Here is a 13,637-nt window from a genome sequence, read left to right as displayed (position 1 = left end):
GCAAGGCTTGCCCGCGAAACAGGCGACTCGGTTCCAGATAGACCGTGTGTTCTTCATCGCGGGCAAGCCTTGCTCCCACAGAGCCTTGCTCCCACAGATAAGTCCCCTCGCCACAGGTTTTGTGTTTGACAGAAATGCATCAGCTGCAGGCCAGCCAGCGCTCGACCCGCGACGATTGAAGCCAATCAGCTCACCCCCAGAATCGATGAAAGATGCCCATTGAGGAACTTGCCACCAGGGTCCAGCGCCTGGCGCACCTGGATGAATTCAGTCCAGCGCGGGTATAGCACCTGGAGGGCCTTGGCGTTCAGGGAGTGCAGTTTCCCCCAGTGCGGACGGCCCTGGTACTTCCAGAAGATCGGCTCGATGGCGGCGAAGAAATTGTGGTGGTCCATCTGGTAATGCTGGTGCACGGAGATCGAGCAACTGTCCCGGCCTTCGAACATGCTCAAGGCAATGTCGTCGGCCTTCACGTAGCGGTATTCGATGGGAAACCACGTACGCAGGTCCTTGTCGCGGATCAGTGCGAGGATCTCCCGCAGGCACGCCGGGCCGTGTTCGGCCGGCACCGAGTACTCCATCTCGTTGAAGCGCACGGTGCGGGCGTTGGCGTAGATGTCATGGGAATCACCGACGCGGTCATCGAAATCGGCCACCAGCCGCAGGCTGTTGAGCAGCGCTCGCCGGAGCGCGGGAAAATCGCTGCCGTACTTGTCGAGGTTTTCGATCAGGGATACGAATTCGTTACCGCCCTCCTCCTCGGGGCTGATCGGCGGCGTGGCCGGATCCGTGGTCTCGTTCAGGGTGATCGACAGCGCATAGTCGGAATGGGTGACGACTTGCATCTCCCAGTGCTGGTTGTCCCGGGTGTTGGCGTCTACGTCCTCGAGCAACTCCTCGATCTTCGCCACCCACTGGTGCTCGCGCAAGCGATAGGCGGCGCGGTTCTGCAGGCGCACGCGGGTCACCAGCCCCAGCGCGCCAAGGGACACCCGGCCGGCCTTGAACACGTCGGGATGACGCTGGGCATCGCAATCGAGCACCTCGCCGCTGGCCGTCACCAGTTGCAGGCCGACCACTTGGGACGCGTACGAGCCAAAGGCCTTGCCGGTGCCGTGGGTCGAGGTGGCGATAGCTCCGGCCAGGGTCTGGTAATCCACGTCGGCCATGTTCGGCAGGGCCTGGCCGATGGCCTTGAGCGCCGGGCCCATGCGGGACATAGGCGTGCCACCGCCAAACTCGGCTTGCAGGCTGGCCTCGTCGTGATCCAGCAGGCCACTGAAAAAACTCAGCGACAACAAGGTGCCATCGGTGGGCACCAGGGCGCTGAAGGAATGACCTGAACCCACCGGGCGAATCCGCCCTTCGGCGCGGCGCACCACCTGCACCAGTTCATCGAGGTCCTTGGGCGCCAGGCGCGCCGCCGGTAGGCAACTCTGCGCACCGGACCAGTTGCGCCACGGGATCAACCGCGGCGCACGCATCAGCTCGGCCAGGGCGCCCTGGCTGCCCAACGCCGTGAAGGCGGCGACAACGCCGGCCTGTTGCAGCAACCGACGCCGTGAGTAGTCCATCGTCATGCCGTAGTACCCGTATGCATTATTGGAAGTGTTGACCGGACATGAAGGCGATCAGGGCCAGGAACTGCTCTTCGGAACAGTGCATGCACAGGCCCATCGGCGGCATGCCGTTGTAGCCGTTGATCGCGTGGTCCAGCAGGGTCTCGGCGCCCTGGGCGACCCGCGGGGCCCAGGCGTTCGTGTCGCCGGTCAACGGTGCCCCGGCGCTGGGGTTGGCGTGGCAGAGCTTGCAGCTGCTGTCATAGACCTGGGCCAGTGCCGCATCGCTGGGCATGGCCGTGAACACCGTGGGCATGGGCGGCTTGGCTTCTTCGCCGCAGCCGGCGAGCAAGGTGCCAAGCAGGAGGATGACGGCTGGGTTGAGCCAGGTGGAAGGTGTCGTTGCCGGCATGGGGCCCTCTTGGCTGCGCTTTTCTTGTTGTGGGTCAACACTAAGGCACGCCAGCACGTCGGCTTGAGGTCATTGGGGGCCAGAAAAGGGGGCTTGGGCGGCCAGTTGCCGGCCTATCAATGACCTTTGTGGCGAGGGGCTTTATCTGTGGGCTCTATGGGTTCTGTGGGAGCAAGGCTTGCCCGCGAAGCAGGCGACTCGGTTCCAGATAGACCGTGTGTTCTTCATCGCGGGCAAGCCTTGCTCCCACAGAGCCTTGTTCCCCCAGAGCGGCTCGCCACACGGGCATTGCGTGCTCAGGGGAGTAATAACCCCTGCTCGCGCTCGCACAACTGCACCACGTAATCCCACAACACCCGCAGGCGTACGGATTTGTGCAGTTCGCGGCGGGTGCTGATCCAGTAGCTGCGGCGGATGGTTTCGTCCGGCAGCAACGGCACCAGCGTCGGGTCCCCGCTGGCCATGTAGCACGGCAACACGGCGATTCCCAGGCCCGAGCGCGCGGCCTGCTGCTGAGCGATGACGCTGGTGCTGTGGAACACCACCCGGGGATTGCGGCAAAAGCTGTTGAGGAACATCAGTTCCTGGCTGAACAGCAGGTCGTCGACATAACCGATCCAGGCGTGGCGGGCCAGGTCTTCGCGGCTGCGCAAGGCTGGCGAGCGGTCCAGGTAGGCCTGGCTGGCGTACAGCGCCAGGCTGTAGTCGGTGAGTTTTCGCGTCACCAGCAGGTCGGCCGCCGGGCGTTCGAGGTGGATGCTGATTTCCGCCTCACGGTTGAGGATGCTGACAAAGCGCGGCACCGCCACCAGTTCCACCTCCAGCCCCGGATAACGCTGGAACAACCCGTCCATGCGACTGGCCAGAAACATGATGCCCAGACCTTCGGTCACCCCCAAACGGATCTTGCCCAAGGGCGCACTGGACTGGGTGATGTCCTCCTGGGCCAGCAACGCCACGTTCTCCATGGCTTCGGCGTGCTTGAGCAATGTCTCGCCGGCAGGGGTCAGTTCATACCCCTGGGCATGCTGGATGAACAACGCGGTGCCCAGGCTTTTCTCGATGGCCTCGATGTGCCGGGCCACCGTGGCGTGGGTGGTGTTCAGCCGTCGTGCAGCCGTCAACAGACGCCCACTGCGTTGCAGTTCCAGAAAATAGCGCAGGTCATTCCAGTCGAACATGAGGCGATCCTTGAACACGTCTGAAAGGCATGGCTGTTTATAAACACACAGCGGCTGCGCAAAAACTAACATTCTTTTGACGAAAACTAACAACTAGGATGGATCCCACAACAACAAGAATGAGGTCGCGAATGCAACCTGTCGTCGATGAATACGATTACGTGATCGTGGGCGCCGGCCCTGCCGGGTGCTTGCTGGCCAATCGACTGTCGGCCAACCCGCAGCACCGGGTGCTGCTGCTCGAAGCCGGCGGGCGCGACAACTATCCGTGGATTCACATCCCGGTCGGCTACCTGTTCTGCATCGGCAACCCGCGCACCGACTGGTGCTTCAAGACCGAAGCACAACCGGGCCTGCAAGGCCGCGCGCTGAGCTACCCGCGCGGCAAGGTCCTGGGCGGTTGCTCCTCCATCAACGGCATGATCTACATGCGCGGCCAGGCTGCGGACTACGACGGCTGGGCGGCCGAGGGCAATCCCGGCTGGGCCTGGGAAGACGTGCTGCCGCTGTTTCGCCAGAGCGAAAACCACTTTGCCGGCGCATCCGAATTCCATGGCTCCGGCGGCGAATGGCGGGTCGAACGCCAGCGCCTGTCATGGCCGATTCTCGATGCCTTCCGCAGCGCCGCCGAGCAGAGCGGCATCCCCAACGTCGACGACTTCAACAGCGGCGACAATGAAGGCTGCGGCTACTTCCAGGTCAACCAGAAAGCCGGGGTGCGCTGGAACGCGGCCAAGGCGTTCCTCAAGCCGGTTCGCCAGCGCGCCAACCTCACGGTGCTGACCGACATCGAGGTCGACCGCGTGTTGCTGCGTGACGACCGCGCCCACGCCGTCAGCGCGCGCTGGCAAGGCAAGGGCATGACCTTCAAGGCCCGCAAGGAGATCGTCCTGTGCGCCGGGGCCGTCGGCTCGCCGGGGATCCTGCAACGTTCCGGGATCGGCCCGCGCAGCCTGCTGCAACGCCTGGGCATCGGCGTGACCCATGAGCTGCCCGGTGTCGGTGGCAACTTGCAGGATCACCTGCAACTACGGCTGATCTACCAATTGGAAAACGCCCGCACCCTGAACCAGATCGCCGGCACCCTGTGGGGCAAGATGGGCATGGGCCTGCGCTACCTGTACGACCGCAGCGGCCCGCTGTCCATGGCCCCCAGCCAACTCGGCGCGTTCGCCCGCTCGGGCCCGGAGCAGACCTCGGCCAACCTCGAATACCACGTGCAGCCGTTGTCCCTGGAACGCTTCGGCGAACCGCTACACAGCTTCCCGGCCTTCACCGCGTCGGTCTGCGACCTGCGCCCGCAAAGCCGTGGCCGGGTGGACATTCGTTCGGCCGACCCGCACGAAGCGCCGCTGATCCAACCCAATTACTTGAGCCACCCCGAAGACTTGCGGGTCGCCGCCGACGCCATCCGCCTGACCCGGCGCATCGTCGCGGCCCCGGCCCTGAGCGCGTTCAAACCGGTGGAATACCTGCCGGGCCCCGGCCTGCAAACCGAAGAGGAACTGCACCAGGCCGCCGCCCGCATCGGCACGACGATTTTCCACCCGGTGGGCACGTGCCGCATGGGCCAGGATCGCGACGCGGTGGTGGACGCGCAACTGCGCGTCCACGACATCAAGGGCCTGCGCATCGCCGATGCCTCGATCATGCCGCGCATCACCTCGGGCAACACCTGCTCGCCGACGCTGATGATTGCCGAGAAGGCGGCGCAGATGATGCTTGAGGCGGACACAAGAATCACCACGCCCCAAGAGGAACCTGCCACGGTCTGAAAAACAACAGAGCCCCCTCTGTGGGAGCGGGCTTGCTCGCGAAGGCGGTGTGTCAGCTAACGATGATGTCGACTGGCGCACCGCTTTCGCGAGCAAGCCCGCTCCCACAGGGGGAAATGTGTAAGCAAAGGGAACGTATCAAATCAGGAGACGCCACCCCGGCGTCGCAGTGGAACAACAAAAACAATCACTGTGAGGGATACCGCTATGTCCGAGCATGTTCAGCCCCTGGAAGCCACGCGCAGCGCCGGCACCAGCCAGGAAACCCAGAAAGTCATCTTCGCCTCGTCCCTGGGGACGGTGTTCGAGTGGTACGACTTTTTCCTCTACGGCGCCCTGGCGGCGGTGATCAGCAAGCAGTTCTTTGCCGGGGTCAACGACACCACCGCGTTTATCTTCGCCCTGATGGCCTTCGCCGCCGGTTTCATCGTGCGGCCGTTCGGGGCCCTGGTGTTCGGTCGGTTGGGGGACATGATCGGGCGCAAGTACACGTTCCTGGCCACCATCATCCTCATGGGCCTGGCGACGTTCTGCGTCGGCCTGCTGCCCAACTACGCCAGCATCGGCATCGCCGCGCCGATCATCCTGGTGGTGTTGCGCATGCTCCAGGGCTTGGCCTTGGGCGGTGAATACGGTGGCGCGGCGACTTATGTGGCCGAGCACGCGCCAATGGGCAAGCGCGGTTTCCATACCAGTTGGATTCAGTCCACCGCCACGTTGGGGCTGTTGCTCTCGCTGCTGGTGGTGCTGGGCTGCCGCTACTTCACCGGCGATCAATTCGAAGTCTGGGGCTGGCGCATTCCGTTCCTGCTGTCGATCCTGCTGTTGGGCATCTCCACCTGGATTCGCCTGAGCCTGCATGAGTCGCCGGCCTTCCTGAAAATGAAAGAGGAAGGCAAGTGCTGCAAGGCGCCGATCCGCGAGTCGTTTGGCAAATGGGAAAACTTGAAGGTGGTGCTGATCGCCCTGTTCAGCATCAACGCCGGGCAAGCGGTGACCTTCTACGCCGCGCAGTTCTATGTGCTGTTTTTCCTCACCCAGTTCCTGAAGATGGACCCAGCCCTGGCCAACAGCCTGCTGATCGTCAGCGTGGTGATCGGCGCGCCATTCTTTATCTTTTTTGGTTGGCTGTCAGACAAGGTCGGGCGCAAACCGGTGCTGATGATCGGCCTGCTGCTGGCCACCGCCCTGTACTTCCCGATCTTCAAGACCCTGGCCCACTACGCCAACCCGGCCATCGATCAAGCAAGCCGCCAGGCACCGATCACCGTGGTCGCCGACCCGGCCACCTGCACCTTCCAGTTCGACCCGGTGGGCAAGGCGCGTTTCGACAGCCCATGCGACAAGGTCAAGACCTTCCTGGTCAAGCAAGGCCTGCCCTACAGCAGCGTCGCGGCTCCGGCCGGCAGCGCCGTGCAAGTCAGCGTCGGTGACGTGAAACTCGAAGGGTACGACGAAGCCGCCCTGCGCGGTGCGGTGACCCTGGCCGGCTACCCGCAGCAAGCCGACGCCCAGCAGATCAACCGGCCGATGATCGTGGCCTTGATCGTGGCGCTGATCATCATCTCGGCGATGTGCTACGGACCGCTGGCGGCGTTGATGGTCGAACTGTTCCCGACCCGGATCCGCTACACCTCCATGTCCCTGCCCTACCACATCGGCAACGGCTGGTTCGGCGGTTTCCTGCCCACCGTGTCGTTTGCCCTGGTGGTCTACACCGGGGATATTTTCTACGGGCTGTGGTACCCGGTGGTGATTACCGGGGTGAGCCTGGTGGTGGGCATGATCTGCCTGCGGGAAACCCGCAACGTCGACTTGGATACCAACTGAGGGCAACACCGTGGCGAGGGCCTCGGCGCCCTCGCCACTGCCTCAGAAGTGCGCCTTCACAGTCATGGTGAAGTTGCGCGGCTCACCGTAATAGTTACCGAAACTCTCGGTGCCAATCGTGGTGTAGTAGCGCTTGTCGAACAGGTTGTTGCCATTGAGGGCCACCGACCAGGTGTCATCGATGCGGTAGCCAACGCGACCGTTCCACACGGCATAACCGGCCTGGGTGATCTTCTCGCCGGTCGCCGGCGATACCCGGAAGTTGTCGCTTTGGGCATTGACCCCGGCACCGACACTGAACCGCTCCAACGCCCCGCCGAGGGCATAATCGCCCCACAGGCGCAGCACATGGCGCGGCACGTAGCTGTTGAACGAGCCGCCGTTGAGGCTGGTATCAATGTCGTCGAGGGTCTTGGTCTGAGTGTAGGTATAGCCGGCCAACAGTTGCAGACGCTCGATGACTTCACCGCTGATCTCGGCTTCGAAACCCTGGGCGCGCACCTTGCCGGCGTTCTCGTAGCAGTAACCGTCCGAGGACGCACAACTGGAGTTGTAGTCGGTCTGGGCCTGGTCTTTCTGCACGGTGCGGAACAGGTTGAAAGCCGTGTTCAAACGTCCCTCGAACCATTCGCCCTTGATCCCCAACTCATAACTCTCGCCCACCAACGGCTTGAGCGCCGAACCACTTTGCGAACGGTAATTGCCCTGGGGCGTGAAGATATCCGAATAGCTGGCATAGGCCGTCAGGTGCTCATTGAGGTCCAGCAACACCGCGGCAAACGGCGTGACTTGCCCCGTCTCCGTGCTCTTGGCGTGTTCCGTACCGCCGGTGAGGAACACCGAGTCGGTCTTGGAGCTGTACCAGCTCACCCGGCTGCCCACGACAAACGTCAACGGGTCCGCCAGTTTCAGGCGCAGGGTCGAATACATCCCTTGCTGCTCGGTCACGGTCTTGACCGGACCACCGCGCGTCGAGTTTTCGATGAAGTAACTGTCGTCCGGTTCGGGAATATGTCGGTCCGGATCGAACACATTCTGCTTCTGTGGTAGCAGTGCCACTGAGAAGAAATCATCCTTGTCCGAACGACTGGCGTTAAAACCGATGATCAACTCATGTTGCTGCCCCAGGGCGTCGAACTTGCCGTCCAGGTAGGCATCGAGGCCGTAATCGACCTGGTCATAGTCATACATGCTGCCCAGCATGTTGGTGGTCGAGGTGCCGGGCGCCACCGAGCCCGATGCAAAGGCGTATTTGATGTCCTGGGTATTTTTCGTATAGACCCCGGCGACCTTCACGGCCCAGTCGTCATTGAGCTGATGCGCGATATCGCCGAACACCGTGGTCCGCTGGCTGCGCCAAGTGTTCCACGAGGGGTCCAGGCAGGTGGAGCGACTGAGTTTCAGATCGCTGCCGTCCCGGTAGCGAGGAAGGCCGCCCCAGCAGGGGCTGGCATCGACGTCTTCATAGGCGATGCCCAAGCCGAGCGTCGTGTCGGGCGACAGATCGAAGTCCAGGGCACCGTAATAGATCTGGTCCTTGCGCCGGGCATCGTCGTAGAAATAATGCCGGCTCTGTTCGGCGATCACCGCCCTGCCCCGCACGGTGCCAGAATCATTCAACGGGCCACCGGTATCGACCTGCCCACGGTAGTTGTCCCAGGTGCCGCCCGAAAGGCTGAGCTCGGTCTGGGCCGTGGTCTGCCCCCGTTTACGGACGAAGTTGACGCCGCCGGACGTGCCGCCCGCCCCCTTCATCATCCCGGCGGCGCCGCGCAGCACTTCGACACGGTCGTAATAGGCCATGTCGCTGCTGAAACTGTCGGCCTGGACATAGCTGTTGCCCATGTCCAGCGGAACGCCGTCGTATTGATACTGGCCAGACATGCGGAACCCGCGGGAGTAAAAATACTTGCCGCCCATGGTCGAGTCGTAGACGGTGATGCCGGGGGTCTTTTCCATGACCTGTTCGATGGTATTGAGGTTCTGGTCATCGAGCATCTTGCGAGTGATCACCGTCACCGATTGCGGCGTTTCACGCAGGGAGTGCGCACCCTTGCTGATGGTGACCGCGCCCGTCGTGTAGGAATTGCTCTGCTCAGTGGTTGCCCCGAGTCGCTGAGCCTCGATGGTGGTGGCATCCAGCTCCAGTGCCGAACCGCTGACCGGCACGGAGCGCAGCACGTACGTGCCGTTAGCCTGGAGGGCAGCTTGCAGACCGCTCCCCCCCAGAATGCGCGCAAAGCCGTCGCCCACGCCGAAAGAACCTTTCAGGCCGGGCGATCGCAAACCTTCGAGTTGCCGGGCATCAAACGAAATGGCGACACCGGCGGCGCTGGAGAAACGGGTCAGCACATCCACCAGGCTACCGGCGCCGATATCGTAGGCCTGCACCGCACGCTGCTGCGCCACAGCCGTTGGAGCCGACCCGGCGTTCACGACCGTGGCACCGGCAGTCGTGACCGCCAGCAAACCGATTTTCACTGCAAACACCAGACGGCCTGGCGCGCTCACCCACGTCATACTTCCCCTCCCCCAAACGGTCGATAAAAACTCACTGAGGAAGAGCCGAACGATGAGGATGAAAAGTGCAGGGGCTGGTTTTTTTATTACGCAGCATTACCACCGACGCCAGCGGAGACCTGGACCCAGAAGCGGCTGTAGCGGGTCACCCGCAACGAAAAGCCACTTTCCAGCGCGGCCAGGGCGAGATCGGTGTTATCGACGGGAAACACACCGGACACCTTCAAGTCGCCAATCGCCGGATCCCAGCGCAGAACACCGGGTCGATAGCGCGACAGTTCACCCAGCAGCGCTGCCAGAGGCCGGTCAATGGCGATGATGCTTCCCTTCTGCCAGGCACCCACCGACACATCGTTGCCGCGCAGCGCCCCCAACGACCGCTCATTGAAATCCAGGCGCTGGCCGGCCTCGACCCGCATCTTTGAGCCACTCGCCGGCAGGCTCACCTCGACCGCTTTCTCCAGCACCGCCACTTCGCCGCCCCGCGCCTGGCTACGGACGATGAAACGCGTGCCCAGCGCCAGCACCTCGGCCGGCCCCGTGACCACCTTGAACGGACGTCGCAAGGGATCGACCGCCGTCGTCACGAGCACCTCACCGCGCAACAGTTCCAGACGCCGCTGCTGCCCATCGAAACGAACATTGATCGAGGTGTCGGTGTTGAGCATGAGCGTGCTGCCATCGGCCAACTGAAACTCGCGACGCTCACCCACCGCAGTGCGGTAATCGCAAAACAGGTTCTGCGTCGCCTGACTGCGCCAACCCAACCAGCCCAGGCCGCCGGCGGACGTCAGCAGCAAGGCGCTGCGCAGCACCTGCCGCCGGGATCGCTGGTGGGTGTCACTCAAGGTCGGTGCCGCCAGGGCGCCCGGCACACTCGCCATCTGCTCGGCCACCGCGGCCATGCGCTGCCAGGCCTGGCCGTGCAACGGATCGGCGGCGAGCCAGGCGCGCCAGTCGGCCCGGTCCGCGTCGGTCGTAATGCCGGAATGCAGCCGGGCGTACCAGCGCGCCGCCACACGGATGGCTTGCAACTCTTCGGGCGGCAGGTTCATGAAAGCTGCAATTGAATCTGCATCAGGCAGCAATGTTCCATGGCCTTGGCCATGTGATTGTTGACCGTGCGGACGCTGACGCCCAAGCGCTCGGCAATTTGCGGGTACGTCAAGCCATCGAACTGCGACAGGATGAACGCTTGCCTGACGCGCGGCCCCAACCCCAGGAGCAGACGGTCGATCTCCATCAGGGCCTGGAGCAGGATCGCCTGCTCTTCCAGCGATGGGTGCTGCTCTTGCGGCATGGCGGCCAAGGCTTCGAGGTAGGATTGCTCCAGCGAGCGGCGGCGAAACAGGTCGATCAGCAGCCCCTTGGCGATCATCGACAAGTACGGTCTCGGCTCGCGGATATCCAGCGCGGTGCGCGCCTTGATGACCCGCACGAACGTATCCTGGGTCAGGTCGGCGGCATCGAACGTGTTGCCCAAGCGCTTGCGCAACCAGCCCTGGAGCCAACTGTGATGATCACTGTACAGAACGTCGACAGCACTGCGTAGGGACAGATCGTGGGCGGGCATGGCAATGGAATAATTCGCGACTGATAATGACTCGCATTGTCATAGAGCCCATCGCCGCTTGCAACCCAAACGTGCCCGGCCGCCTCCATCCTCTGGCATCACTTTAGTGGATGGCGTGATTTTTCACCGTGCTCTCCACCAGGTCCAGCATCTGTCCCAGGGCCCAGGGCTTGGCGATGAACGACGCGTGGTGCTTGATCCCGGCGCTTTCCGGCGTCTCGAAGCCGGACATGATCAGCAGCGGGATCTGCGGCCAGCGGTCTCCGGTCAGGTTGGCCAGGTCCGCACCGTCGATCTTGCCGGGCATGGTGATGTCGGTGAGCAACAGATCGACGAAATGGGCGCTCTTTTCGAGGAACTCCAAAGCATCATCAGCGTTTTTCTGAGGCTCCACGACAAATCCTTCTTCCTCAAGGATTTCACAGAGAAATTCCAGGATAGTTGGATCATCTTCCACCACGAGAATCAAACGTGTAGTCGCCTGGCCGTTGCCATTTGGCATCGAATTCATGAAAGTGACTCTCCTTGACCTCATAAACTTTCTTTGCGGTTTCAACCGCCTTGAAGTTATGAGCCATCCCCCTGCGAGAAATTCATTCTGCGTGCCGACAGGCCGCCGAATGTCACGCCAGCCCCCTCCTTGGCAACGCAGCGCAACGCTTTTATCTGTATATCCATACAGATAAAACTTGCCCTGGCGCCCATCCATGACCATGCTACAGCCCCAAGAAATCTGCTCAGGAAAAGGGCGCTATGCAGCTGTACCTGTGTGAAAAGCCGTCCCAGGCCAAGGACATCGCCGCCGTGCTCGGTGCCACGCGCCGTGGCGACGGTTGCTGGCTGGGCCCTGGCGTCACGGTTACCTGGTGCATCGGCCACCTGCTGGAAACCGCCCCACCCGACGCCTACGACGCGCGTTACAAGCGCTGGGTCCTGGCCGACCTGCCCATCGTGCCCGCGCAATGGAAAATGACCGTCAAGCCGAAAACCGCCAGCCAGTACAAGGCGGTCAAGCGCCTGTTGGGGGAAGCGAAGGAATTGGTGATCGCCACCGACGCCGACCGCGAAGGCGAAATGATCGCCCGGGAGCTGGTGGAACATTGCCGCTATCGCGGACCGATCCGGCGGCTATGGCTGTCGGCCCTGGACGAAGCGTCGATCCGCAAAGCTCTGGCCGCCCTCAAGCCGGGCATCGAAACCTTCAACCTGTATCACTCGGCCCTGGGGCGCTCCCGGGCCGACTGGCTGATCGGCATGAACATGAGTCGCCTGTTCACCTTGCTGGGGCGCCAGTCCGGCTACCAAGGCGTGTTGCCGGTAGGCCGCGTGCAGACACCGACGCTGCGACTGGTGGTGGACCGCGACCGCAGCATCGCCAACTTCGTGCCGGTGGCCTATTGGGCCATCGACGTGCAACTGAGCCACGAAGGCACGGCGTTCACTGCCCAGTGGCGCGCCGACCCGGATGCCTGCGACGACCAGGAACGCTGCCTGAACCAGGCCCTGGCCCGGGACGCCGCCCAGGCCATGAGCAACGCCGCCACCGCCCGGACGCTGAAGGTGCGTACCGAGCGCCTGCGCGAAGCGGCGCCGTTACCCTTCGACCTGGGCACCCTGCAGGAAGTCTGCTCGAAGAAACTCGGCCTCGGCGCCCAGGAAACCCTGGACATTGCCCAGTCGCTCTATGAGACCTACAAGCTCATCACCTACCCCCGCAGCGATTGCGGTTTCCTGCCCTTGAGCCAGCACAGCGAAGCACCGGCCATCCTGGCCGCACTCGCCCAGGCCGACCCAAGCCTGGCGCCGCTGCGCGAACATTTGCAGCCGCAGCGCAAATCCCGGGCCTGGAACGACGCCAAGGTCAGTGCTCACCACGGCATCATTCCCACCGCGGCCGCCAAGAACCTCGACAAACTCACCGGCAAGCCGCGTGCGGTCTATACGTTGATTCGCGCGCGCTACCTGGCGCAGTTCCTGCCCAACCACGAATACGACCGGACCCAGGCTGACTTCGACTGTGCCGGCCAGGCGCTGCGTGCCGTGGGTAAGCAGATCGTCGAACCCGGCTGGAAACGCGCCCTGCCCGAAGCTCTGGCGCCGGCAAAGGGCCGTGAAGCACCGGCGCCGCAAACCTTACCGGCACTGGCCGAAGGTCGCGATTGCGCGGTGGACGAGGTGAAACCCAAAGACCTGTGGACCCAGCCGCCCAAGCCGTTCACCGAAGGCGACCTGATCAAGGCGATGAAGAACGTCGCCAAGCTAGTGGAAGACCCGTTGCTCAAACAGAAGCTCAAGGACACCACCGGCATCGGCACCGAAGCGACCCGAGCCTCGATCATCCAGGGGCTGCTCGACCGCGGTTACCTGGTGAAAAACGGCAAGGCCCTGTCCGCCACACCGGCGGCCTTCAGCCTCATCGACGCCGTGCCCCGGGCCATCGCCGACCCGGGCACCACCGCCATCTGGGAGCAGGCCCTGGACATGGTGCAGAGCGGGGAAATGAGCCTTGAAGAGTTCGTCACCCGGCAAGCCGCCTGGATGAGCAAGCACGTCGCCCGCTGCCAGGGCATGAGCCTGACCATCAGCGGCCCGGCCAGCCCCGCCGGGCGTGGCGCAACGCCATGGAAAAACAAACGCAAGCCGGCCAAGCGCAAGACCGGCGGCGCACCGCGCAAGGCGAGCAAGGCCACCTGAACAAAAATCAGGCCCACCCTGATTCCTCCTGTGGGAGCGAGCTTGCTCGCGATAGCGGCGTGTCAGTCAATTATCTGTTGGCTGATCCACCGC

At 63.2% G+C, this 13,637-nt stretch carries 10 protein-coding genes; 3 read left to right on the top strand and 7 right to left on the bottom strand.

Annotated features, from left to right (window positions below):
• Positions 1–185 precede the first annotated feature (185 nt).
• From AB4N80_RS15595 to AB4N80_RS15585, 3 genes are all read right to left on the bottom strand, one after another.
• Positions 186–1,484, bottom strand: a complete 1,299-nt coding sequence (locus AB4N80_RS15595) for a D-arabinono-1,4-lactone oxidase (RefSeq protein WP_460083091.1) — start codon at positions 1,482–1,484, stop codon at positions 186–188.
• 115 nt (positions 1,485–1,599) lie between these two features.
• On the bottom strand, positions 1,600–1,971 hold the full coding sequence (locus tag AB4N80_RS15590; RefSeq protein WP_122568477.1) for a c-type cytochrome: 372 nt from the start codon (positions 1,969–1,971) through the stop codon (positions 1,600–1,602).
• Positions 1,972–2,267: 296 nt separating this feature from the next.
• Positions 2,268–3,152, bottom strand: coding sequence for a LysR family transcriptional regulator (locus tag AB4N80_RS15585; protein ID WP_122568475.1), 885 nt, complete (start codon positions 3,150–3,152; stop codon positions 2,268–2,270).
• 131 nt (positions 3,153–3,283) lie between these two features.
• Here AB4N80_RS15585 and AB4N80_RS15580 point away from each other — a divergent pair, with 131 nt between their 5' ends.
• Both AB4N80_RS15580 and AB4N80_RS15575 read left to right on the top strand, forming a co-directional pair.
• Complete coding sequence (locus AB4N80_RS15580) at positions 3,284–4,927, top strand: GMC family oxidoreductase (protein WP_460082866.1); 1,644 nt, start codon at positions 3,284–3,286, stop codon at positions 4,925–4,927.
• A gap of 207 nt (positions 4,928–5,134) precedes the next feature.
• Positions 5,135–6,757, top strand: coding sequence for an MFS transporter (locus AB4N80_RS15575; protein ID WP_060741490.1), 1,623 nt, complete (start codon positions 5,135–5,137; stop codon positions 6,755–6,757).
• 42 nt (positions 6,758–6,799) lie between these two features.
• On the opposite strand, the gene AB4N80_RS15570 is transcribed toward AB4N80_RS15575, so the two are convergent.
• The 4 genes from AB4N80_RS15570 to AB4N80_RS15555 all read right to left on the bottom strand — a co-directional run bounded on the left by AB4N80_RS15570 (position 6,800) and on the right by AB4N80_RS15555 (position 11,361).
• Positions 6,800–9,277, bottom strand: coding sequence for a TonB-dependent siderophore receptor (locus AB4N80_RS15570; RefSeq protein ID WP_122568473.1), 2,478 nt, complete (start codon positions 9,275–9,277; stop codon positions 6,800–6,802).
• An 86-nt stretch (positions 9,278–9,363) separates the two neighbouring features.
• Positions 9,364–10,332 (bottom strand): FecR domain-containing protein, encoded by a 969-nt coding sequence (locus AB4N80_RS15565; protein WP_460082862.1) that lies wholly within the window; start codon positions 10,330–10,332, stop codon positions 9,364–9,366.
• Entirely contained in the window at positions 10,329–10,850 is a 522-nt protein-coding gene (locus AB4N80_RS15560) for a sigma-70 family RNA polymerase sigma factor (protein ID WP_122568471.1), read from the bottom strand. The genes AB4N80_RS15565 and AB4N80_RS15560 overlap by 4 nt, the downstream gene beginning before the upstream one ends.
• A 103-nt stretch (positions 10,851–10,953) precedes the next feature.
• Positions 10,954–11,361, bottom strand: a complete 408-nt coding sequence (locus AB4N80_RS15555) for a response regulator (RefSeq protein ID WP_122568470.1) — start codon at positions 11,359–11,361, stop codon at positions 10,954–10,956.
• A 242-nt stretch (positions 11,362–11,603) separates the two neighbouring features.
• Between AB4N80_RS15555 and AB4N80_RS15550 the strand changes: the two genes are divergently transcribed.
• Complete coding sequence (locus tag AB4N80_RS15550) at positions 11,604–13,544, top strand: DNA topoisomerase III (protein WP_122568469.1); 1,941 nt, start codon at positions 11,604–11,606, stop codon at positions 13,542–13,544.
• Positions 13,545–13,637: the final 93 nt, after the last annotated feature.

The organism is Pseudomonas sp. H3_A02 (assembly GCF_054671965.1).
The sequence above is the reverse complement of the archived record's forward strand: the minus strand, read 5'-3'. Positions and strand labels throughout refer to the sequence as shown.